The 22148-nt window shown below is 71.8% G+C and carries 22 protein-coding genes and 1 pseudogene; 10 read left to right on the top strand and 13 right to left on the bottom strand.

What is annotated here, in order from left to right; genetic code table 11:
- Positions 1-25 precede the first annotated feature (25 nt).
- Both ACIBBH_RS10405 and ACIBBH_RS10400 read left to right on the top strand, forming a co-directional pair.
- Positions 26-139, top strand: a pseudogene (locus tag ACIBBH_RS10405) (FAD-binding oxidoreductase); the annotation flags it as partial.
- On the top strand, positions 136-1179 hold the full coding sequence (locus ACIBBH_RS10400; protein ID WP_399403829.1) for a saccharopine dehydrogenase: 1044 nt from the start codon (positions 136-138) through the stop codon (positions 1177-1179). The pseudogene ACIBBH_RS10405 and the gene ACIBBH_RS10400, both read left to right, overlap by 4 nt.
- Before the next feature lie 135 nt (positions 1180-1314).
- On the opposite strand, the gene ACIBBH_RS10395 is transcribed toward ACIBBH_RS10400, so the two are convergent.
- The 3 genes from ACIBBH_RS10395 to ACIBBH_RS10385 all read right to left on the bottom strand — a co-directional run bounded on the left by ACIBBH_RS10395 (position 1315) and on the right by ACIBBH_RS10385 (position 4564).
- Positions 1315-2538, bottom strand: coding sequence for a serine hydrolase domain-containing protein (locus ACIBBH_RS10395; RefSeq protein WP_399403828.1), 1224 nt, complete (start codon positions 2536-2538; stop codon positions 1315-1317).
- 65 nt (positions 2539-2603) lie between these two features.
- Positions 2604-3980 carry an MFS transporter gene (locus ACIBBH_RS10390; RefSeq protein ID WP_399403827.1) on the bottom strand — a complete coding sequence of 459 codons (1377 nt, stop codon included), beginning with the start codon at positions 3978-3980 and terminating at the stop codon, positions 2604-2606.
- Positions 3977-4564 carry a TetR/AcrR family transcriptional regulator gene (locus tag ACIBBH_RS10385; RefSeq protein WP_399403826.1) on the bottom strand — a complete coding sequence of 196 codons (588 nt, stop codon included), beginning with the start codon at positions 4562-4564 and terminating at the stop codon, positions 3977-3979. The genes ACIBBH_RS10390 and ACIBBH_RS10385 overlap by 4 nt, the downstream gene beginning before the upstream one ends.
- Before the next feature lie 89 nt (positions 4565-4653).
- Here ACIBBH_RS10385 and ACIBBH_RS10380 point away from each other — a divergent pair, with 89 nt between their 5' ends.
- Positions 4654-5091, top strand: coding sequence for a TIGR03618 family F420-dependent PPOX class oxidoreductase (locus tag ACIBBH_RS10380; RefSeq protein WP_399403825.1), 438 nt, complete (start codon positions 4654-4656; stop codon positions 5089-5091).
- Positions 5092-5196: 105 nt separating this feature from the next.
- On the opposite strand, the gene ACIBBH_RS10375 is transcribed toward ACIBBH_RS10380, so the two are convergent.
- Positions 5197-6075: an NAD(P)-dependent oxidoreductase gene (locus ACIBBH_RS10375; RefSeq protein ID WP_399403824.1), complete on the bottom strand. Its 879-nt coding sequence runs from the start codon at positions 6073-6075 to the stop codon at positions 5197-5199.
- Between the two features lie 120 nt (positions 6076-6195).
- On the opposite strand from ACIBBH_RS10375, the gene ACIBBH_RS10370 reads away from it, so the two are divergent.
- On the top strand, positions 6196-6789 hold the full coding sequence (locus tag ACIBBH_RS10370) for a TetR/AcrR family transcriptional regulator (protein ID WP_399403823.1): 594 nt from the start codon (positions 6196-6198) through the stop codon (positions 6787-6789).
- 275 nt (positions 6790-7064) lie between these two features.
- Here ACIBBH_RS10370 and ACIBBH_RS10365 read toward each other — a convergent pair whose 3' ends face one another.
- Positions 7065-7217 carry a hypothetical protein gene (locus ACIBBH_RS10365; protein ID WP_399403822.1) on the bottom strand — a complete coding sequence of 51 codons (153 nt, stop codon included), beginning with the start codon at positions 7215-7217 and terminating at the stop codon, positions 7065-7067.
- Here ACIBBH_RS10365 and ACIBBH_RS10360 point away from each other — a divergent pair.
- A complete protein-coding gene (locus tag ACIBBH_RS10360; protein ID WP_399403821.1) occupies positions 7212-7493 on the top strand; it encodes a hypothetical protein in 282 nt (93 codons plus the stop codon). The two genes, ACIBBH_RS10365 and ACIBBH_RS10360, sit on opposite strands and share 6 nt — an antisense overlap.
- A gap of 306 nt (positions 7494-7799) precedes the next feature.
- Here the strand turns inward: ACIBBH_RS10360 and ACIBBH_RS10355 are convergent, their stop codons facing one another.
- The 7 genes from ACIBBH_RS10355 to tkt are packed head-to-tail and all read right to left on the bottom strand — an operon-like array spanning position 7800 to position 16706.
- The gene (locus ACIBBH_RS10355; protein ID WP_399403820.1) at positions 7800-8393 is read right to left on the bottom strand and encodes a histidine phosphatase family protein; all 594 of its coding nucleotides are present in this window, start codon (positions 8391-8393) and stop codon (positions 7800-7802) included.
- 6 nt (positions 8394-8399) lie between these two features.
- Positions 8400-9281 carry a phosphogluconate dehydrogenase (NAD(+)-dependent, decarboxylating) gene (gene gnd, locus ACIBBH_RS10350; protein ID WP_399404032.1) on the bottom strand — a complete coding sequence of 294 codons (882 nt, stop codon included), beginning with the start codon at positions 9279-9281 and terminating at the stop codon, positions 8400-8402.
- Positions 9282-9308: 27 nt separating this feature from the next.
- Entirely contained in the window at positions 9309-10958 is a 1650-nt protein-coding gene (gene pgi / locus ACIBBH_RS10345) for a glucose-6-phosphate isomerase (protein ID WP_399403819.1), read from the bottom strand.
- Positions 10951-11886 (bottom strand): glucose-6-phosphate dehydrogenase assembly protein OpcA, encoded by a 936-nt coding sequence (gene opcA / locus ACIBBH_RS10340; protein WP_399403818.1) that lies wholly within the window; start codon positions 11884-11886, stop codon positions 10951-10953. The genes pgi and opcA overlap by 8 nt, the downstream gene beginning before the upstream one ends.
- Complete coding sequence (gene zwf / locus ACIBBH_RS10335; RefSeq protein ID WP_399403817.1) at positions 11883-13469, bottom strand: glucose-6-phosphate dehydrogenase; 1587 nt, start codon at positions 13467-13469, stop codon at positions 11883-11885. Before zwf ends, opcA begins: the two co-directional genes overlap by 4 nt.
- Positions 13469-14611: a transaldolase gene (gene tal, locus ACIBBH_RS10330; RefSeq protein WP_399403816.1), complete on the bottom strand. Its 1143-nt coding sequence runs from the start codon at positions 14609-14611 to the stop codon at positions 13469-13471. The genes zwf and tal overlap by 1 nt, the downstream gene beginning before the upstream one ends.
- A gap of 19 nt (positions 14612-14630) precedes the next feature.
- Positions 14631-16706: a transketolase gene (gene tkt / locus ACIBBH_RS10325; protein WP_399403815.1), complete on the bottom strand. Its 2076-nt coding sequence runs from the start codon at positions 16704-16706 to the stop codon at positions 14631-14633.
- Between the two features lie 166 nt (positions 16707-16872).
- On the opposite strand from tkt, the gene ACIBBH_RS10320 reads away from it, so the two are divergent.
- A complete protein-coding gene (locus tag ACIBBH_RS10320; protein WP_399403814.1) occupies positions 16873-17790 on the top strand; it encodes a helix-turn-helix domain-containing protein in 918 nt (305 codons plus the stop codon).
- A 62-nt stretch (positions 17791-17852) separates the two neighbouring features.
- Here the strand turns inward: ACIBBH_RS10320 and ACIBBH_RS10315 are convergent, their stop codons facing one another.
- On the bottom strand, positions 17853-19265 hold the full coding sequence (locus ACIBBH_RS10315; RefSeq protein ID WP_399403813.1) for a glycoside hydrolase family 16 protein: 1413 nt from the start codon (positions 19263-19265) through the stop codon (positions 17853-17855).
- Between the two features lie 229 nt (positions 19266-19494).
- On the opposite strand from ACIBBH_RS10315, the gene ACIBBH_RS10310 reads away from it, so the two are divergent.
- Genes ACIBBH_RS10310 through ACIBBH_RS10295 form a run of 4 tightly spaced genes read left to right on the top strand, consistent with a single transcriptional unit; the run spans position 19495 to position 22147 of the window.
- The gene (locus ACIBBH_RS10310; RefSeq protein ID WP_399404031.1) at positions 19495-20259 is read left to right on the top strand and encodes a DeoR/GlpR family DNA-binding transcription regulator; all 765 of its coding nucleotides are present in this window, start codon (positions 19495-19497) and stop codon (positions 20257-20259) included.
- Entirely contained in the window at positions 20256-21593 is a 1338-nt protein-coding gene (locus ACIBBH_RS10305) for a 6-phospho-beta-glucosidase (RefSeq protein ID WP_399403812.1), read from the top strand. Before ACIBBH_RS10310 ends, ACIBBH_RS10305 begins: the two co-directional genes overlap by 4 nt.
- Positions 21594-21644: 51 nt before the next feature.
- Positions 21645-21788 carry a hypothetical protein gene (locus ACIBBH_RS10300; protein ID WP_399403811.1) on the top strand — a complete coding sequence of 48 codons (144 nt, stop codon included), beginning with the start codon at positions 21645-21647 and terminating at the stop codon, positions 21786-21788.
- Positions 21758-22147 (top strand): hypothetical protein, encoded by a 390-nt coding sequence (locus ACIBBH_RS10295; RefSeq protein WP_399403810.1) that lies wholly within the window; start codon positions 21758-21760, stop codon positions 22145-22147. The genes ACIBBH_RS10300 and ACIBBH_RS10295 overlap by 31 nt, the downstream gene beginning before the upstream one ends.
- Position 22148: the final 1 nt, after the last annotated feature.

The following is a 22148-nucleotide window of genomic DNA, read 5'->3' as shown; positions in this document are numbered from 1 at the left end:
GGTTCGCTCGAGCGGGGGCCCCGACGGCGAGGTCGTCCGCGACCCGTACCCGGGCCGCGTACCCTTCCTGGACGTCCGTCCCCTGCGCGCCGGCCGTTTCGCGGCCGACGCCCCGCGCCCGGAGGCCAACCCGGTATGACCGAGCTCCACCTGTGGCTGCGCCACGAGGACCGTACGACGGAACGCCGCACCCCGGTCGTCCCCTCCGATGCCCGGCGCCTGGTCGAGGCCGGGGTGACACTGACCGTCGAGAGCTCCGAGCAGCGGATCTTCCCGGCCGAGGAGTACGAGGCGGTGGGCGCCCGCGTCGTCCCGGCCGGCTCGTGGGTGTCGGCGCCCCCGGATGCCGTGATCCTGGGACTGAAGGAACTTCCCGACCGGCCCGGGGAGTTGGTCCACCGTCACATCTTCTTCGGGCACGCCTACAAACGGCAGCCCGGGGCGGCCGCCCTGCTGCGCCGCTTCGCGGCCGGGGGAGGGGCGCTCCTCGACCTGGAGTACCTGGTGGACGAGGGCGGGCGTCGCCTGGCCGCCTTCGGCTACTGGGCGGGATACCTCGGCGCGGCCCTGGCCGTGCTCCAGCAGCGGGGCAGACTGGCGGCACCGCTGACGCCCACCTCCAAGGAGGAACTGGACGAGGTCCTGCGGCCGGCCGCCGGGGACGCGGAGTTCACGGCGCTGGTGATCGGCGCCCTGGGCCGCAGCGGCCGTGGGGCGCGGGCCGCCTTCGCCGCCGCCGGGACCGAGCCGACCGGCTGGGACCTGGCCGAGACCCGCGACCTGGACCGCCGCGCGTTGCTGGCCCACGACGTGATGGTCAACGCGGTGCTCGCCACCAGCCCCGTCCCACCGTTCCTGCGGGAGGCGGACCTCGACGCCCCGGACCGCCGCCTGCGCACTCTGTGCGACGTCACGTGCGACGTCGGCTCGCCCCTGAACGTCCTGCCGGTGTACGACCGTACGACGGACTGGGCGGAGCCCGCGCGCCGCCTGCGCAAGGAACCGCCGCTGGACCTGATCGCCATCGACAACCTGCCGTCCCTGCTGCCCCGGGAGTCCAGCACCGACTTCTCCGCCGCACTGCTGCCCCACCTGCTGGACTTCACCACCGCATCCGGCCCGTGGCGGCGCTGTCTCGACACGTTCGACCGGGCCTGCCGCGAACTCGGTACCGGATGACGTACGGCTGTGGCACCGCGCCGAGGAGCGGCGACCGGGGCCCTCGCCGCGTGCCGTAGACCGTGGCCGTACAGACCGTGGACCAGAACCGGATTCAGTGCCCAGGAAGCGGAATTCAGCAGACAGACATCGGATTCAGCCGACGACCGCCTCATGGACCAACCGCTTCAGCTCCGGGAAGATCTTCAGCGTCTTCGGCCGCACCTGGGTCATGAACTGCACGGTCACATCGCGGCCCGGATCGATCCAGAAGGTGGTGGTCGCCACACCGCTCCAGCCGTACGTGCCCGGGCCCGCGGGGGCCACCGTGCGGGTGGGGTCGATGACCACGGAGACGTTGAAGCCGAAGCCGACGCCCGCGTTGCCGGGCTCCTGGTGGGCGGGGGCGCCGAAGGCGCGCAGGTCGGCGCCGCCGGGGAGATGGTTGCTGGTCATCAGGGCCACCGACTCGGGGGAGAGCAGACGGGTGCCGTCCAGTTCGCCGCCCCGGCGGAGCATCTCCATGAAGCGGTGATAGTCGTGGGCCGATGCGACCATGCCACCGCTGCCGGACAGGAAGCGGGGGCGGCCGTGCACCGGCAGTCCGGGGATCGGCTCGATGCCGCCGGTGTCGGTCTCGCCGTACAACTCGGCGAGCCTGCCGGACTGTTCGGGCGTGACCTCGAAGCCCGCGTCCGTCATGCCGAGCGGCCGGAAGATCCGGTCGGCGAAGAACCGGTCGAGCGGCTGCCCGGAGACCACCTCGATCACCCGGCCGAGCACGTTGGAGGCGACCGAGTAGTTCCACTGCGTGCCCGGCTCGAACTGCAGGGGCAGCCGCGCGTACACGTCCGTCGTCTCGGCCAGGTCCGCGCCGGGAGGCACGGACGACTCCAGGCCGGCCTCGCGGTAGAGGGCGTCGACGGGGTGGGAGTAGTAGAAGCCGAAGGTGAGGCCCGCTGTGTGGGTCAGCAGGTGGCGCAGGAGGATGGGGCCCTCGGCCGGGCGGGTCTCCACGTCGGCGCCCGAGCCGCCGACGTACACCCGGGGATCGGCGAAGGCGGGGAGGTGGGTTTCGAGCCGGTCGTCCAGCGACAGCCTGCCCTCCTCCGCCAGCAGCAGCACGGCGACCGCGGTGACCGGCTTGGTCATGGAGTAGATCCGCCACAGCGTGTCCGGCTCGACCGGCAGTCCCACCGCCCGGTCGCGGTGGCCGTGCACGGTGAGGTGGGCGACGCGGCCGCCGCGCGAGACGGCCACCAGGAAGCCGGGCAGACGTCCCTCGTCGACATAGTGGGCGACGTACTGGTCGAGGCGGTCCAGCGCCTTCGCGTCCAGCCCGGCCTCGGCCGGGTCGACTTCCTGTCGCAACTGTGCCATCGCTCTCCTCCGGTCGTGTCCGACCCGGTGCGGTTTGTCATACCCCGCCGGGACGCCCTCAGACCTCATCGGACGTCGTCGGACCTCATCGTCGCAGGAACGCGGGCACGCTCCCGGGCATCCGCGCGGCGTGTGATCGACACGACGCGGCGCCCGGGCAGCGCCCGGGAGGCCACCGCGCCGAGCGCGGCCACGGCCGCCAGGACCGTCAGCGCGGGCGCCGTCCCCGCACCCGTCAGCGAGGTCGCCGCGGCCACGCCGAGCGCCGGCCCGACGTTCAGCGCGGTCTGCTGCAACCCGCCCGCCACCCCTGCGGAGCCCGCGTCCGCCCGCCGTACGACCACGTGCGTGGCCGCCACCATCACCGTGCCGAACCCGGCGCCCAGCAGCGCGAACCCGGCACCCAGCGCGAACGAGCCCGAGGCCCGGGACAGCACCAGGACACCGGCCGCGAGCACGGCCGTCGCCGCCCCGGTCGTACGGCGGGCGCCCACCCGGCGCAGCAGCACCGCGCATCCCGGCGCGGACAGCACCATCAGCACGGCCAGCGGCAGGCTGCGCAGGGCACTGTCGAAGGGATCGAGGCCCAGCGCGCCCTGAAGGACATAGGTGACGGTGAACAGCGTGCCGAACAACGACGCCGACGCGGCCACCAGGATGCCCAGCGCCGCCCCGGCCGCCGGCGAGCCGATCACCTCCGGCGGCAGCAGCGGGCTCGCGGCCCGCCGCTCGTGCCGGACGAAGGCGGCGCCGGTCAGCACGGCCACGGCCAGTCCGGCCACCGTCTGCGCGGACACCGGCCGCGCGACCAGGGCGTGCACCAGACAGCCGAGCGTCACCGCGAGGAGCAGGGCGCCGGACACGTCCAGCCGGGCCCCGGTGGGCCGAGGCCGCCCCGTGTCGCGCGCGACGAGCGCGAGCACGCCGAAGCCGCAGGCGGGCAGCACGTTGAGGAAGAACACGGCCCGCCAGCCCAGCTCCGTCACCAGCGCCCCGCCCACCACCGGCCCGGCCGCCGCCGCCAGCCCGATCGCGGCGGTGCGCACCGCCAGCGGCATCGCGAGCCGCTCCGGCGGGAAAGCGGTGCGCAGCATGCCGAGCGTGGCCGGCTGCAGCAGCGCGCCGCACACGCCCTGTGCGACCCGCAGCGCGATCACCCAGCCCACGCCGGGCGCCAGGCCGATGCCCGCCGACGCCGCCCCGAACCCGAGCATCCCGCAGGCGAACACCTGCCGCTGCCCGTACCGGTCACCCAGCCGTCCGGCGAACACCAGCAGGCTCGCCACCGCGATCAGGTAGGCAGTACTGGTCCACTGCACCTCGGCGAAGGAGGCGTGCAACTCCCTTTGCAAGGTGGGCTGGGCGACGGTGAGGACCGTACCGTCCAGGGCGACGACCACGGCGCCGACCACGCTGCTCGCCAGCGTCAGGACACGGTTCACCGCCCGCCCTCCGGCCCGAGGTGGGCGTCCAGCGTCGCATGCAGCAGCGGTACGAAGTCGCCGCCGCCAGCGGTGAGTTGGAGGCTGCCCCAGCCCCAGAGCTGGGCGATGCCGTGCAAGTTCGCCCACAACGCGCCCGCGACCAGGCGGGCGTCGGCCTCCGGACGCACCCGGCCCACCAGATCCACCAGCAGCCCGAACAGCGGCAGGCTGGTCTCGCGCAGACCCAAGTGCCCGCTTGCCAGCAGGTCATGGCGGAACATCAGCTCGTACATGCCGCGGTTGCCCAGCGCGAACTCCAGGTAGACCCGGCCCAGGACCGTCAGCCGCGTGCGCGGGTCCGGCGCGGCGTCCGCCAGCGCCGTCTCCGCCCGGCCGGCCAGGTCGGTGAAGCCGCGGCGCGCGATGGCGGACAGCAGTTCCAGGTGGGTGGGGAAGTAGCGGCGCGGCGCACCGTGCGAGACGCCGGCCCGGCGGGCGATCTCCCGCAGGGTCAGCGCCCCTGCGCCCTCGGCGGCCACCAGTTCCGCACCGACGTCGACCAGCCGGGTGCGCAGGCCCGGCTCCGATTCACTCAGGGACATAGACACTGTCTACCAGTGCCCGGTAGACAGTGTCTACCAAAGGTGAGCGCCCGGGAATGTGCGGGCCGCCCGGCGGAGTTGATCCAGACATGACCCAGGACGCCACGCAGGACGCATTGCTCAAGCTGCTCTCCGACGGCGACAGCGGGGTGCTGGTCACTCTGAAGCGCGACGGCCGGCCCCAGTTGTCGAACGTGAACCACGCCTACTACCCCGACGAGCGGATCATCCGCGTCTCCCTCACGGACGACCGCGCGAAGACGCGCAACCTGCGCCGGGACCCGAGAGCCTCGTACCACGTGACCACCGCCGACCGGTGGGCGTACACGGTCGCCGAGGGGACGGCCGACCTCTCACCCGTCGCCCGGGACCCGCACGACGAGACGGTCGAGGAACTGATCCGCCTCTACCGGGACGTCCAGGGCGAGCACCCGGACTGGGACGACTACCGGGCCGCCATGGTCCGCGACCGCCGGCTGGTGTTGCGGCTGCGCGTGGAGCGGGCATACGGCATTCCGAAGCGGTAGCCGTCTGCGGGCGATTGTCTACAGTCTCTGCCTACGATCTTGTCTATGGTCGCCCGCCTGCGTCTGCAGTCGTCTGCCTGCAGTCACGTGCCTACAGCCGCCTGCCTACAGCCACTCGTCGCTCCGCGCCTCGATCGCCCGCAGCACCGTCACCATGTCCTGACCGCCGTACCCCCGCTCCACCGTCTCCTCGAAGAGGGCATGGCAGACGTCGAGCAACGGCGAGGCCAGGCGGGACCTGCGGGCGGCCTCGGCGATCAGCCGGTTGTTCTTCAGCACATCCAGGGCCGCCGCCTGTACCGCGAAGTCACGGGCGTCCAGCTTGGGCGCCTTCATGCGGGAGACGCCGCTGGCCATGGGTCCCGCGTCGAGGACGTCCAGGAACTGCCGCCGGTCCAGGCCCTGCCGCTCGGCGAAGTGGAACGCCTCCGTCAGCCCGGTCACCAGTGTGATCAGGAACAGGTTCACCGCCAGCTTCATCAGCAGGGCGGCGGGCGCGGGACCGCACACGAAAGTCTCCCGGCACAGGGGGGAGAGCAGCGGCCGTACGGTCTCCACGGCCGCATCCTCCCCGGCCAGCATGGCCACCAGCTCACCCCGCTCCGCCGGAACCCGTGACCCGGACACGGGTGCCTCGACGTAGCGCCCGCCCGCCGCGCGGACATCGGCCTCCAGCACGCGCGAGTACTCCGGCGAGGTGGTCCCCATGTGGACGACGATCCGGCCGGCGACCCGTGTCGCGAAGTCCGGGGTGCCGCGGTCCAGGGCGGCGTCGATCGCGAGGTCGTCGGCCAGCATCAGGAGTACCACGCCGGCGCGCGCGAACACGCCCGCGGCGTCCGCCGCCACCTCGGCGCCGGCCGCGCGCAGCGGCTCGGCGCGGGCGGCGGTGCGGTTGAAGACCACCAGCGGGGTGCCCGAGGCGGCCAGCCGTAGGGCCATGGGCTGCCCCATCACTCCCAGACCGATGAAACCGACCCGCATGGGACCACCCTCCGCTCGAGCGGGCGAGTATGACAGTGGTCATAGTAGCGGCCGTTATGACGTCGGTCATAGGCTGGTGTCCGAAAGTGAGGGTCGGCGCGGGGAGCGGGGAGGTCGACGATGGCTGAGTCCCGGCGGGGACCGCGCGAGCGGATGGTGTTCAGCGCGGCCCAGCTGATCCGGCGCGAGGGGGTCACGGCGACCGGCATGCGGGACGTCGCCGCACACGCCGAGGCGCCCCGCGGCTCGCTTCAGCACTACTTCCCCGGCGGCAAGGAACAGCTCGTCAACGAGGCCGTCAACTGGGCGGGCCGTTACGCGGGCAAGCGGATTGCGCGCTTCCTGGCCGGGCTGGACCGGCCGACGCCGAGCGGCCTGTTCGCGGCGATGGTGCGGCAGTGGACCGACGAGTACGAGACGGCCGGCTTCGCCGCCGGCTGCCCGGTCGCGGCGGCCACCGTGGACTGCGCCTCGGCCGGGACGTCCACCTGGGATGCGGCCGCCGCCGCGTTCGCGACCTGGCGGCGCCCGCTCGCCGACGCCCTCACGGAGACGGGTGTGCCCCGCGACCGGGCCGACGCGCTCGCCACCCTCATGATCAGTGCCCTCGAGGGCGCCATCCTGATGGCCCGCGCCGAACAGGACGTACGGCCCCTGAAGACCGTGGCCCGGGAACTCGGGCCGCTGCTCGATTCCGCCGTACGCCCGTCATGAGCCCGGTCGTCGTCGCGGGCGAGGCGCCGAAGCCGGCTTCACGTCCCGGCCGGTCCGCCGGGCGCTGTCAGGCCGACACGTCTCCGCCCGCGGGGCCTCCCAGCCCCGCCATCGGTCGCGCAGCAGCGCCAGCAGGGGAGCCGCTCGCTGGTGCGGGTGCGGGCGACGATCTCGCCGCGTCCTTCTCGCGCGGTCTGCCGGACGGCCGCGGGAGCCGGTGGCGCAGCCGGCGTGGGCGGCGCGGGCGCGGCCGTCGCGCACGCCGCGCTCTTCCTCTACGCGGGTCCGGTCACCGTCGTCGACGTGCTGCCCGAGAGGACGCCGCCCTCGCCGCGTCCCTGAACCGGCACTTCGGCGCGGGCCGGGCCGCCCACACCGTCCCCGGCGACCTGGCCGGGCTGCTGGCGCGGGCCGAGGGCATCGTGCACGCCACCACTACCGGCATGGCCGCCCACCCCGGCCTGCCCCTCCCGGCGCACCTGCCACACCCCGCCGACTGCAGCGTCCGTATCGCCCTCACCGTCGGCGCCACGCCCACCGAGGACGGCGCGCACGCCCAGCGCATCGCGCCGGCCACCGGCGACTGGGTGACGGCCGCCCGCCGCTTCCGCGCGGCCGGCGGCCGGCTGCTGCCCATCCCCGCCGACTACTACGACGACCTGGCCGCCCGGTCCGAGTTCGCCGACGGGGAGGTGGAGACGTAACCACGACCTCGGCAGCCTCTACGACCGGCCTCTACGAGCGGGACGCGAGCGGCGCCTTCCGGCACTGCTGCACGTCCACCGGCGGCCGGGTCTGCTTCGAACTGGTCCGGCGCGATCCCGGCTACCGGGGATACGGCGCCCGGAACGCGCCCGTACACCTGGCGGCGCAGCACGCCCAGCACTGGGTCCTGTCCGGCGGATCACGCCGCCGACGCGGGGTTTGGCACGCCCACCAGCACTGATCAGGCACCGTCGGTTCCCTGCGCCGTGATCCGCCGGACAGGCCCTGGGGCGTGCCGCGCCGGTTCACGGTCTGGTGTTCCACTCCGCGATCACCGGGCGCCCGTGCTCCGTCGACAGGCGGCTCAGCGTGCCGGTGGCCAGTTGGAAGAGGCGGCCGTCGGAGGGCGGAAGGCCCAGCCGCCGGGCGGTGAGGACCCGCAGGAAGTGAGCGTGGGCGACGAGGATCACGTCGCCCTCGCCCTGGGCGAGGGCCGTCTCCACGCGGGTCAGCACCCGGTCGGCGCGCAGGCCCACTTCGGCCGGTGACTCACCGGGGTGTCCCGCCGGGCCGGGTGGCACGCCGTCCGTCCACAGATCCCAGTCGGGGCGGGTGCGGTGGATGTCGGCGGTGGTGACGCCCTCGTAGCCGCCGTAGTCCCACTCGTGCAGGCCGGGTTCCGGGACGGCCCCCGTCAGGCCCGCGAGTTCGGCGGTGCGTATCGCGCGGCCGAGCGGGCTGGTGAGCGCGAGTGCGTAGGTCCGGCCGGAGAGGAACGCGGCGAGGGACTTGGCCTGTTCCTCGCCGCGCTGGGTGAGGGGCAGGTCGGTGAAGCTGGTGTGCTGGCCCGACACGCTCCACTCCGTCTCTCCGTGGCGGACCAGCAGGAGGTCGCCCACGGCCGGTTACTCCTTCGCCGTCTCGACGGCGTGGCCGCCGAACTGGTTGCGCAGCGCCGCGATCATCTTCATCTGCGGGGAGTCGTCCTGACGGGAGGCGAACCGGGCGAAGAGGGCCGCGGTGATCGCCGGGAGCGGCACGGCGCTGTCGATGGCCGCCTCGACGGTCCAGCGGCCCTCGCCGGAGTCCTCCGCGTAGCCGCGCAGTTTGTCCAGGTGCTCGTCGTCGTCGAGGGCGTTGACGGCGAGGTCGAGCAGCCAGGAGCGGATGACGGTGCCCTCCTGCCAGGAGCGGAACACCTCGCGGACGTTGTCCACCGAGCGGATCTTCTCCAGGAGCTCCCAGCCCTCGGCGTAGGCCTGCATCATGGCGTACTCGATGCCGTTGTGGACCATCTTCGAGAAGTGCCCGGCACCGACCCGGCCCGCATGGACGTAGCCGTACGGGCCCTCGGGCTTGAGTGCCTCGAAGACCGGCTCCAGCCGCTGTACGTGCTGCTTGTCGCCGCCGACCATCAGGGCGTAGCCGTTCTGCAGGCCCCACACGCCGCCGGAGACGCCCGCGTCGACGAAGCCGATGCCCTTGACGCCGAGTTCCGCGGCGTGCTTCTCGTCGTCCGTCCAGCGGGAGTTGCCGCCGTCGACGACCGTGTCGCCCTCCGACAGCAGGTCCTTGAGCTCGTCGATGACGGACTGGGTGGCGCGGCCGGCCGGGACCATCACCCAGACGGTGCGCGGGGCGTCGAGCTTCTCGACGAGTTCGGCGAGGTCCTTGACGTCGGAGAGTTCGGGGTTGCGGTCGTAACCGATGACGGTATGGCCCGCGCGGCGGATCCGCTCGCGCATGTTGCCGCCCATCTTGCCGAGACCGATGAGGCCCAACTGCATGGCTGTCATGATCAGCTTCACTTCTCTCTAAGCGTTCTTGAGCGTGCGGTACGCGGCCACGAGGGCGGTGGTGGACGGGTCGAGACCGGGCACGTCCGCGCCCTCGGTCAGGGCGGGTTCGACGCGCCGCGCGAGGACCTTGCCGAGCTCCACGCCCCACTGGTCGAAGGAGTCGATGTTCCACACGGCGCCCTGCACGAACACCTTGTGTTCGTAGAGGGCGACGAGCTGGCCGAGGACCGAGGGGGTCGGTTCGGTGGCGAGGATCGTCGTGGTGGGGTGGTTGCCCCTGAAGGTGCGGTGCGGCACCTGCTCCTCGGGCACGCCCTCGGCGCGCACCTCGTCGGCGGTCCTGCCGAAGGCGAGGGCCTGGGTCTGGGCGAAGAAGTTCGCCATCAACAGGTCGTGCTGGGCCGCCAGTTCCTCGCTGAGCTCGGCCAGGGGCCGGGCGAAACCGATGAAGTCGGCCGGGACGAGCTTCGTGCCCTGGTGGATCAACTGGTAGTAGGCGTGCTGCCCGTTGGTGCCGGGAGTGCCCCACACCACCGGACCGGTCTGCCACCCGACGCGGTGGCCGTCGCGGTCCACCGACTTGCCGTTGGACTCCATGTCCAGCTGCTGCAGGTAGGCCGTGAACTTCGACAGGTAGTGGCTGTAGGGCAGCACCGCGTGCGACTGGGCGTCGAAGAAGTTGTTGTACCAGATGCCCAACAGACCCAGGATCAGCGGTGCGTTGGCCTCGGCGGGCGCGTTCCGGAAGTGCTCGTCGACGATCCGGAAACCGTCGAGCATCTCCCGGAACCGCTCCGGTCCGATGGCGATCATCAGCGACAGCCCGATCGCCGAGTCGTACGAGTACCGGCCGCCGACCCAGTCCCAGAACGCGAACATGTTGTCCGGGTCGATGCCGAACTCGGCGACCTTCCCGGCGTTCGTCGACAGGGCGACGAAGTGCTTCGCGACCGCCTTTTCGTCCCCGTCCAGCCCCTTCAGCAGCCAGGAGCGGGCCGAGGTCGCGTTCGTGATCGTCTCGATGGTGGTGAAGGTCTTCGACGCGACGATGAACAGGGTCTCCGCCGGGTCCAGGTCGCGGGTGGCCTCGTGCAGGTCGGCGCCGTCCACGTTCGACACGAAACGGAACGTCAACTCCCGTGCCGTGCAGGGGCGCAGTGCCTCGTAGGCCATCGCCGGACCCAGGTCGGAGCCGCCGATGCCGATGTTGACGACGTTGCGGATCCGCCTGCCGGTGTGGCCGGTCCACGCTCCGGAGCGGACCCGCTCGGCGAAGCCGGCCATCTTGTCCAGGACCGCGTGGACCTCGGGGACGACGTTCTCCCCGTCGACCTCGATCACCGCGTCCCGCGGCGCGCGCAGCGCGGTGTGCAGGACGGCCCGGTTCTCGGTGACGTTGATCCGCTCGCCGCGGAACATGGCGTCGCGCAGCCCGGACACGTCGGTGGCGGTGGCCAGTTCCTGCAGCAGGGCGAGGGTCTCGTCCGTGATGAGGTGCTTGGAGTAGTCGATGCGCAGGTCGCCCACGGTGACGACGTACCGCTCGGCGCGAGCGGGGTCGGCCGCGAACAGCTCCCGCAGGCTCGTGTGCGGCAGCGCGTCCGCGCGGTGGTCCTCCAGGGCGGTCCACTCGGGCCGCCGGGTGAGCTTCGGGGCGTCAGGCATGGGCGGGGGCCTCCTTGGCGCCGTCGCCGCGCAGGGCCACGGCGTACATCTCGTCCGCGTCGAGCCGACGGAGCTCCTCGGCGATGAGCTCGGACATGGACCGCACCTTCAGCGCGAGGGTGCGCGGCGGCTGGCCCGGGAGGGTCAGCGTGGCCAGCGGGCCCTCGGGGCGGTCGATGACGATCTCGCCGTTGTCGGTGCCCAGCCGGACCGCCGTGACGACCGGACCGGCGGTGACGACACGGTCGACGCCGACCTTCAGCCGCGCCTCCAGCCAGCGGGCCAGCAGCTCGGCGGCCGGGTTGTCGGCCTCGCTCTCCACGGCCGCCGAGATCACCTTGGTCCGGGCCTGGTCCAGGGCCGCGGCCAGCATCGAGCGCCACGGGGTGAGCCGGGTCCAGGCGAGGTCGGTGTCGCCGGGCGCGTAGGACCGGACCCGGGACTGAAGGACCTCCAGCGGGTTCTCGACGGCGTACAGGTCGGTGATCCGGCGCTGCGCGAGCGCGCCCAGCGGATCCTTCGCGGGGTTCTCCGGCGCGTCCACCGGCCACCACACGACCACCGGCGCGTCCGGCAGCAGCAGCGGCAGGACGACGGAGTCGGCGTGGTCGGACACCTCGCCGTAGGTGCGCAGCACGACCGTCTCGCCGGTGCCGGCCTCGGAGCCGACCCGGACCTCCGCGTCCAGGCGGGACTTGGTGCGCTCGCGCGGGGTGCGGGCGTGCCGCTTGATGACGACCAGGGTGCGCGAGGGGTGCTCGTGCGAGGCCTCCTCGGCCGCCTTGATCGCGTCGTAGGCGTTCTCCTCGTCCGTGACGATGACCATCGTCAGGACCATGCCCACGGCCGGTGTCCCGATGGCGCGGCGGCCCTGCACCAACGCCTTGTTGATCTTGCTTGCCGTGGTGTCGGTCAGGTCGATCTTCATGGCCTGCGCCAGCTCCGTCCGTCTCGTGCGAGCATCTCGTCGGCTTCCTCGGGTCCCCAGGTGCCCGAGGGGTACTGCGCCGGCTTGCCGTGCGCTGCCCAGTACTCCTCGATCGGGTCGAGGATCTTCCAGGACTCTTCCACTTCCTGGTGACGGGGGAACAGGTTGGCGTCGCCCAGCAGCACGTCCAGGATGAGCCGCTCGTACGCCTCCGGGCTGGACTCGGTGAACGACTCGCCGTAGGCGAAGTCCATCGACACGTCCCGGATCTCCATCGAGGTGCCCGGCACCTTCGAGCCGAACCGGACGGTCATGCCCTCGTCCGGCTGGACCCGGATGACGATGGCGTTCTGCCCGAGCTCCTCGGTGGCCGTGGAGTCGAACGGGGAGTGCGGGGCCCGCTTGAAGACCACCGCGATCTCGGTCACGCGGCGGCCGAGCCGCTTGCCGGTGCGCAGGTAGAAGGGGACGCCCGCCCAGCGGCGGTTGTCCACCTCCAGCTTGACCGCCGCGTAGGTGTCGGTCTTCGACCTGGGGTCGATGCCCTCCTCCTGCAGGTATCCGGGCACCTTCGCGCCGCCCTGCCAGCCCTCCGCGTACTGGCCGCGCACGGTGTGCTCGCCCAGCTTCTCCGGCAGCCGCACCGACTTCAGCACCTTCAGCTTCTCGGTGAGCAGCGACTCGGCGTCGAAGGCGATGGGCTCCTCCATCGCGGTGAGCGCCATCAGCTGCAGCAGGTGGTTCTGGATGACGTCCCGGGCGGCGCCGATGCCGTCGTAGTAGCCGGCCCGGCCGCCGATGCCGATGTCCTCGGCCATGGTGATCTGTACGTGGTCGACGTACGACCGGTTCCAGATCGGCTCGTACATCTCGTTGGCGAAGCGGAGCGCCAGGATGTTCTGGACGGTCTCCTTGCCGAGGTAGTGGTCGATGCGGAAGACCTGGTCCGGCTCGAACACGTCGTGCACGATCGCGTTCAGCTCGCGGGCACTCGCCAGATCGCGCCCGAACGGCTTTTCGATGACCGCGCGCCGCCAGGCGCCCCGCGGGGGGCTCGCCAGGCCGTGCTTCTTCAGCTGTCGCACGACCTTGGGGAAGAACTTCGGCGGTACGGAGAGGTAGAAGGCGAAGTTGCCGCCGGTGCCCCGGGAGGCGTCCAGCTCCTCGACGGCCTCGCGCAGCTGCTTGAACGCGGTGTCGTCGTCGAAGTCGCCGGGGATGAACCGCATGCCCTCGGCGAGCTGCTGCCAGACCTCCTCGCGGAACGGGGTGCGCGCGTGCTCGCGGACGGCGTCGTGCACCACCTGCGCGAAGTCCTGGTCCTCCCAGTCGCGGCGGGCGAAGCCCACCAGGGAGAAGCCCGGCGGCAGCAGACCGCGGTTGGCCAGGTCGTAGACGGCCGGCATCAGCTTCTTGCGGGACAGGTCGCCGGTCACGCCGAAGATGACCAGTCCCGACGGACCCGCGATGCGGGGCAGGCGGCGGTCGCGCGGATCGCGCAGCGGGTTCACCCAGCCGGCGGCCGGGACGACGGGCACCCGCACCGCGGCCGGTGCCGTCTCCTGGTCTTCGGTGGTGGTCATCAGGCGTCAACTCCCTTGCTGTCCAGGGACTTCGCGACCGCGTCCAGCAGGTCCTGCCAGGCCGCCCCGAACTTGGCGACGCCCTCGTCCTCTAGCTGCTGGACGACCTCCGCGTAGGAGATACCGAGCCGCTCGACGGCCGCGAGGTCGGCGCAGGCCTGCGCGTAACCGCCGGTGACCGTGTCGCCGGTGACGGCGCCGTGGTCGGCGACCGCGTCCAGGGTGGCCTCCGGCATGGTGTTGACCGTGCCGGGCGCGACCAGATCGTCTACATACAGCGTGTCCTTGTATGCGGGATCCTTCACACCGGTGGACGCCCACAGCGGACGCTGCTTGTTCGCCCGGTCCCCGGCCAGGGCCGGCCAGCGCGGTCCGGCGAAGACCGCCTCGTACGCCTCGTAGGCCAGCCGCGCGTTCGCCAGCGCGGCCCTGCCCTTGAGCGCCAGGGCCTCGTCGGTGCCCAGGACCGTCAGCCGCTTGTCGATCTCGGTGTCGACGCGGGAGACGAAGAAGGACGCCACGGAGTGGATGGCGGACAGGTCCAGGCCCTTCGCCCGGGCCTTCTCCAGGCCGGCGAGGTAGGCGTCCATCACCTCGCGGTAGCGCTCGAGGGAGAAGATCAGCGTGACGTTGACGCTGATGCCCAGGCCGATGACCTCGGTGATGGCGGGCAGGCCCGCCCGGGTCGCCGGGATCTTGATCATGACGTTGGGGCGGTCGACCAGCCAGGCGAGCTGCCGGGCCTCGGCGATGGTGGCCGCCGTGTCGTGGGCGAGGCGCGGGTCGACCTCAATGGACACGCGGCCGTCGCGACCACCGGTCTTTTCGTATACAGGATGCAGAATATCGGCGGCGGCTCGTACGTCGGCGGTCGTCAGCATACGTACCGCCTCGTCGACCGTGACGCCTCGCACGGCCAGGTCGGTGAGCTGCTCCTCGTAGCCCGCGCCCGAGCCGATGGCGGCCTGGAAGATCGACGGGTTGGTGGTGACGCCGACGACGTTCCCGGTCTCGACGAGCTCGGCGAGGCTGCCGGAGGTGATCCGCTGCCGGGACAGGTCGTCCAGCCAGATCGACACGCCCTCGTCGGCGAGGCGCTTGAGTGCTCCCGCGGTCGCGGTCGCTTCGGTCACTGTGATCATCTTCCTTCGTGCGGTCGGATCAACCGCGGGCGGCGGCAATGGATTCCCGGGCCGCCGCGGCGACGTTCTCGGGGGTGAAGCCGAACTCGGCGAACAGCGTCTTGGCGTCGGCGGAGGCGCCGAAGTGCTCGAGGGAGACGATGCGTCCGGCATGGCCCACGAAGCGGTACCAGGTCAGACCGATCCCGGCCTCGACCGCGACGCGCGCCCGCACGTCCGGCGGAAGCACCCGGTCGCGGTACTCGCGCGGCTGCTCCTCGAACCACTCCACGGACGGCATCGACACCACCCGCGTGCCGACCCCCTCGGCCTCCAGCTGCTCCCGGGCGGCGACGGCGAGCTGCACCTCGGAGCCGGTGGCGATGAGGACGACGTCCGGGGTTTCGGTGGCGGACTCGACGAGGACGTAGCCGCCGCGCGCCGCGTCCGGGTTCGGCGCGTGCGTCGGCACGCCCTGCCGGGTGAGCGCCAGGCCGTGCGGGGCCGGGTGGGTGGAGTGCCGGCGCAGGATCTCCGCCCAGGCGATCGCGGTCTCGTTGGCGTCGGCCGGGCGGACCACGTTCAGGCCCGGGATGGCGCGCAGCGAGGCCAGGTGCTCGACGGGCTGGTGGGTCGGGCCGTCCTCGCCGAGGCCGATGGAGTCGTGCGTCCACACGTACGTCACCGGCAGCTGCATCAGCGCGGACATCCGGACGGCGTTGCGCATGTAGTCGGAGAACACCAGGAAAGTGCCGCCGTAGACGCGGGTGTTGCCGTGCAGGGCGATGCCGTTCATCTCCGCGGCCATGGAGAACTCGCGGATGCCGAAGTGGACCGTCCGGCCGTACGGGTCTGCCTCCGGCAGCGGGTTGCCCTCCGGCAGGAACGAGCTGCCCTTGTCGATGGTCGTGTTGTTCGACCCGGCCAGGTCGGCGGAGCCGCCCCACAGTTCGGGGACGACCGGGCCGAGCGCCTGGAGCACCTTGCCGGACGCGGCACGGGTGGCGACGGACTTGCCCGGTTCGAACACCGGCAGGGCGTCCTCCCAGCCCTCGGGCAGCCGGCCGGCGACGACCCGGTCGAACACCTCGGCGCGCTCGGGCTGGGCAGCGCGCCACTCGGCGATCCGCTTGTCCCAGGCGGCGTGCTCCTCGGCGCCCCGGTCCAGGGCCCGGCGGGTGTGGGCGAGAACCTCGTCCGCGACCTCGAAGCTCTCCTCCGGGTCGAAGCCGAGGACCCGCTTGGTCGCGGCGACCTCGTCGGCGCCCAGTGCGGAACCGTGGGCGGACTCGGTGTTCCGCGCGTTCGGGGCGGGCCAGGCGATGATCGTGCGCATCGCGATGAGGGAGGGGCGCTCGGTCTCGGCCCGCGCGGCCTTGAGCGCCGCGTACAGCGCGTGCACGTCGATGTCGCCGTCGTCGGTCGGCTCGATCCGCTGGGTGTGCCAGCCGTACGCCTCGTACCGCTTCAGTACGTCCTCGGAGAAGGCGGTCGCGGTGTCGCCCTCGATGGAGATGTGGTTGTCGTCGTAGAGGAAGACGAGGTTGCCGAGCTTCTGGTGCCCGGCCAGGGAGGAGGCCTCGGCGGAGACGCCCTCCTGCAGGTCGCCGTCGGAGACGACCGCCCAGACGGTGTGGTCGAAGGGAGAGGTGCCCTCGGGAGCGTCCGGGTCGAACAGGCCGCGCTCGTAGCGGGCGGCCATCGCCATGCCGACGGCGTTCGCGACGCCCTGTCCGAGCGGGCCGGTGGTGGTCTCCACGCCCGCGGTGTGCCCGTACTCGGGGTGGCCGGGCGTCTTCGAGCCGTGCGTGCGGAACGCCTTCAGGTCCTCCAGTTCCAGCTCGTACCCGGCGAGATGGAGCTGGGTGTACAGGGTCAGCGAGGTGTGGCCGGGGGACAGCACGAAGCGGTCGCGGCCGGTCCACTCCGGGTCGGCCGGGTCATGGCGCATCACCTTCTGGAAGATGGTGTACGCCGCCGGGGCCAGGCTCATCGCGGTGCCGGGGTGGCCGTTGCCGGCCTTCTGCACGGCATCGGTCGCCAGCAGGCGGGCGGTGTCGACGGCACGCCGGTCGAGTTCGGTCCATTCGAAGCTGCCCGGTGTCTGCGTGCTCATCTTCAAGAAGTCCTCGTTCCGAGCCGTTGGCTGGTCTGACGCGTTCAAACTTAAAAGTCTGACTTTTACGGGGGAAGGTCGCCGTGTGTCAGCCTGTGGTGAAAGTGGGACACCCCCGGGCGGCACGGCGCCGCAGGGCGCGCGGCTGAGGCGGCACGAGAAGGACATGGCGAACATGACCCCCCAAAGCGCAGACGGTGACGACGACGGTGACGGCGGCGTGGACGGGATCAGAACCTTCCCCTTCCCGGTCGAACTCAGCGTCTGCGGTGTCGGCATGCAGATCGGCCCGATGGGAAGCGACCGCACCTGGCACGCCGAGGCGCCGCTGGAGCGCGTGCACCGCATCGACTTCCACGTCGTGATGCTCTTCGCCGACGGCCCCGTACGCCACATGATCGACTTCGCCGAGTACCAGGTGGCGGCCGGTGACCTGCTGTGGATCCGCCCGGGGCAGGTCCACCGCTTCTCGCGCACCAGCGAGTACCGCGGAACCGTCCTGACCATGCAGCCCGGCTTCCTGCCCCGCGCAACGGTGGAGGCCACCGGGCTGTACCGGTACGACCTGCCGCCCCTGCTCCACCCCGACCCGGCCCAGCTCGCCGGTCTTGAGGCGTCCCTGGCCCAGCTGCGCCGGGAGTACGAGGACACCGCGACGCTTCCCCTCGGCCTGCACACCTCGGTGCTGCGCCACTTGCTCACGGCGTTCCTGCTGCGCCTGGCGCATCTCGCGGCCAGCTCGGCGGAAGTGGCCCGGCAGCAGGCCGACACGACGTTCACCCTCTTCCGCGACGCCGTCGAGAAGGGCTTCGCCGCCAACCACAGCGTCAGTGCCTACGCCGACGCCCTCGGCTACTCCCGCCGCACCCTGGTCCGCGCGGTCCGCGCCGCCACCGGCGAGACACCGAAGGGCTTCATCGACAAGCGCGTCGTCCTGGAGGCCAAGCGCCTCCTCGCCCACACGGACATGCCGATAGGCCGCGTCGGCGCGGCCGTCGGCTTCCCGGACGCGGCGAACTTCTCCAAGTTCTTCCACCTGCACACCGGCCGGACGCCGGTGGCGTTCCGGGCGGAGCTGCGCTGAGGGCGCTCAGGGAAAGGGGCTCCACGCGCGCGCGTGGAGCCCCTTTCCAGGGAGGGCGGCGGTCAGTGACCGAAGTCGAACCAGTTCACGTTCACGAAGTCCGACGCCTGGCCGCTGGTGAACGTCAGATAGACGTCATGCGTGCCGGTGACCGAGGTGATGTTCGCCGGGACCGTCTTCCAGCTCTGCCAGCCGCCGGTGCCGGCCACCGCGAAGCTGCCGACGGGGGAGTTGCTGCGGCTGTCGAGGCGCACCTCCACCAGTCCGCTCACACCGGAGGCCGCACCGCTCGCCACCCGGCCGTAGACCTGCCTGGCCGCCGTGGAGCCGAAGTCGACGCCCTTGTAGAGGGCCCAGTCGCCGTTGGCCAGCGAGCCGATGTCCTGGCCGCCGCCGGTGTCCGTGGTGGTCTCGGTGGCCGTGCCGGACTGGCTGTCGTAGGACTCGGCCTGGATGGCACTGTAGGCGTCACGGTTGCCGGACGGCGGAGGCGTGGTGCCGCCCCCGCTGCCCGTCGACTGCAGCACCTGCACGTAGTCCACGACCATCGGGTGGCCCGGCTGCGTGCCGCTGTCCGGGCCGCCGCCGAACGCCGCCGGGAAGCCGCCGCCCATCGCCACGTTCAGGATGATGAAGAAGCCGTGGTTGGTGGCGTTCGCCCAGGTGGTGGCGTCGACCTGGTTGGCCTTCACCGTGTGGAAGTTGACGCCGTCGAGGTAGAAGCGGATCTCCTCGGGGCTGGTCGAACGGTCCCACTCCATCGCGTAGGTGTGGAAGCCGGCCTGGCAGGTCGTGCCGGAACAGGAGGTGTTGCCGCCGATGCCGGACGTCTCGTTGCAGGGGCCGCCGGGGTTGGTGCCGCAGTGCACCGTGGCCCAGTCGGTGTTCAGTCCCTGGACGTTCTCCATGATGTCCAGCTCGCCGACGCTCGGCCAGTTCTGGTAGTTGCCGCGGTAGGGCGCGCCCAGCATCCAGAACGCCGGCCAGTAGCCCTTGGCGGCGGCGCCGGTGACGTTGGGCAACTGTATGCGGGATGCGACGCGCAGTTTGCCGCCGTCCGGGGGCTGGAAGTCGGTGCGGGTGGTCTCGATGCGGCCCGAGGTCCAGTTGCCGGAGGAGTCGCGGCGCGGGGTGATGAGCAGGTTGCCGTTGCCGTCGAGGGCGACGTTGCTGGTGCTGTTGGTCATCGTCTCGACCTCGCCCGTGCCCCAGTTGGCGGCACCGCCCGGGTACGACGTCCCGGTGTCGTACTGCCAGGCGGAGGTGTTGACGCCGGTCCCCGCCGCGCCGTTGAAGTCGTCGAGGAACACCTGCGTCCAGCCGGAGGGGGGCGTGGGCGCGGAGGCGCTGGCGGGCAGGGTGGCGGCCGTGGCGGCGGCCGCCGCGAGACCGAGGGTGCCGAGAACGGCCAGCAGCGCGCGGCGCAGCGAACGCCGTCTGGGTATGCCGCTGGGTGTGCCGGAGGTTTCGCTCATGGGGGCCTCTCGGGTACGGAGTCGGATGCGCGGGTGCCTTCTGAGAGCGCTCTCAAGGTGCGGCCAATGTGCTCTCCGTCCCGATCGGTCGTCAAGAGTTAAAACAAGGAATCTCCGTTTTCGGCAGGCGAGTTCACTCGGTGAAGCCGCGCCGCTCCAGTGAGATCGATCAATATCTGAGCAGAATTGAGCATAGGAGTGCTCGAAGGTGACGAGTAGTGTTCACGGTGTGCTGGCGGAACGACGACACCAACTCATCCTGCGGGCCCTGCGCTCCGGCGGCCCCGCGGCCGTGACCGACCTCTCCGAGCAGCTGGGGGTGAGCCCCGCCACGATCAGGCGCGACCTGGTCGAGCTCGAGGAGGACGGCCTGCTCACGCGCGTGCACGGGGGCGCCGTCGTCGAGGAGGGCGACCAGCCCTTCGCCGAGGTCGCGGAAGTGCGCGTGCCGGAGAAGGACGCCATAGCGGCGCGCGCGGCGGCGATGGTCGGGGACGGTCAGTCGGTGCTGCTGGACATCGGCACCACCGCCTTCCGGCTGGCCCGCCGGCTGCACGGACGCCGGCTCACCGTGATCACCAGCAACCTGGTGGTCTACGAGGAGCTCGCCGACGACGAGGGCATCGAGCTGGTGCTGCTCGGCGGCATGGTCCGCCGCGAGTACCGCTCCCTGGCCGGCTTCCTCACCGAGGACAACCTGCGCCAGCTGCACGCCGACTGGCTCTTCCTCGGCACCAGCGGTGTACGGCCCGGCGGGCAGGTGATGGACACGACGGTCGTCGAGGTGCCGGTCAAGCGGGCCATGATCAAGTCCAGTGACAAGGTGGTCCTGCTCGCCGACTCCGCCAAGCTCCCGGGTACGGGAACGGCGAAGGTCTGCGGTCCGGAGGACCTGGACGTGCTGGTGACGAACGCGCCGGTCGACCCGGCGACCCACTCCTCGCTTCAGGAGGCGGACGTCGAGGTGGTCGTGGCAGGAGAGGTGCAAGCGTGAGGCTGACGATTCTGGGCGGCGGCGGGTTCCGGGTGCCGCTCGTGTACGGGGCGCTCCTGACGGACCGTGCCGAGGGACGGGTCACCCGGGTCGTGCTGCACGACCTGGACGCCGGACGGCTGTCGGCCGTGACCCGGGTGCTGGCCGAACAGGCGGCGGGCGTGCCCGGCGCGCCCGAGGTGACGGCGACGACCGACCTGGACGAGGCCCTGCGCGGCGCCGACTTCGTGTTCTCCGCGATCCGGGTCGGCGGCCTGGAGGGACGGGCGAACGACGAGCGGGTGGCGCTCGCGGAGGGGGTCCTCGGGCAGGAGACGGTGGGTGCGGGAGGGATCGCATACGGTCTGCGCACAGTGCCTGCAGTCGTCGACATCGCGCGACGTGTCGCCCGCCTCGCTCCCGACGCCTGGGTCATCAACTTCACCAACCCGGCCGGCCTCGTCACCGAGGCCATGTCCCGCCACCTCGGCGACCGCGTCATCGGCATCTGCGACTCGCCGGTCGGTCTCGGTCGCCGTATCGCCCGCGTGCTCGGCGCGAACGCGAAGGAGGCGTGGATCGACTACGTCGGCCTCAACCACCTCGGCTGGGTCCGCGGTCTGCGCGTCGCCGGCCACGACGAACTCCCGCGCCTGCTCGCCGACCCCGGCCTGCTCGGCTCCTTCGAGGAGGGCAGGCTGTTCGGCGTCGACTGGCTGCGGTCGCTGGGCGCGATCCCGAACGAGTACCTGCACTACTACTACTTCAACCGCGAGGCGGTCCGGGCCTACCAGGAGGCCGAGAAGACCCGCGGCGCCTTCCTGCGCGACCAGCAGGAGCGGTTCTACGAGGAGATGAAGAACCCCGGGGCGTCCGCGCTGAAGGCCTGGGACCGCACCCGCGCCGAACGCGAGGCCACCTACATGGCCGAGAACCGGGAGACGGCGGGGGCCGGCGAGCGCGAGGCCGACGACCTCTCCGGCGGCTACGAGAAGGTGGCCCTCGCCCTGATGCGGGCGATCGCCCGCGACGAGCGCACGACCCTGATCCTCAACGTCCGCAACCGCGGCACCCTTTCGGTGCTGGACTCGGAGGCCGTCATCGAGGTCCCGTGCCTGGTCGACGCCAACGGCGCGCACCCGGTCGCCGTCGACCCGCTGCCCGGCCACGCCACCGGACTGGTCTGCGCGGTCAAGGCCGTCGAGCGCGAGGTGCTCGCCGCCGCCGAGTCCGGCTCCCGTACGACGGCCGTGAAGGCCTTCGCGCTGCACCCGCTCGTCGACTCCGTGAACGTGGCCCGCAGGCTCGTCGAGGGCTACACCGAGGTCCATCCCGGCCTGGCGTACCTTGGGTAAACCCTCGCCTGAAAGCGCATTCTCCCTCGCGCGCTCCCTCTGGACGCCCATATGTACGAACAACGCCGCCGGATCGAGGAGCGTGTGGAACGCCTCCACACGCTCATCCGGCCCCGGCCCCGGCTGAGGCGATGTCGGCCCGAGGCGCGCTACATCCTGCTGCTGTGCCACCCCGGCGCGGTCATCACGTCCTGACCAACCGTCGCAAGGACCCCGACCACGAGGCCGTCCGCGCGGAAGTACTGCGCTGCAGCGAGAAGCTGGAGGAGGCGCGGCGGAGCCTCGACACCCGCGTGGTCACGTACGAGGAGCTCACCGCCGAACCGGAGCGGACGGCCCGCGGCGTGTGCGGCTTCCTCGGCGTCGAGTGGGAGAGCAGCGTGCTCGACTACGGCAGCAAGGACCACGGCACCTTCCGCCCGCAGCTCGGTGACTGGTCCAGCACCCTCAGGCCGGGCCGCATCCGGACCGCCCGGACCGCCGGCCGGACTGCCGCCGCGGCTCGCGGAGATCGCGCAGGCGTGGGGGTACCCGGTCGGGCACCCCCACGCTGAT

Origin of the sequence: Streptomyces sp. NPDC051636 (assembly GCF_044453765.1) — a bacterium.
GTDB lineage: Bacteria > Actinomycetota > Actinomycetes > Streptomycetales > Streptomycetaceae > Streptomyces.
Note: the sequence above shows the minus strand (reverse complement) of the source record. Positions and strands in the feature narration are given on the sequence as shown.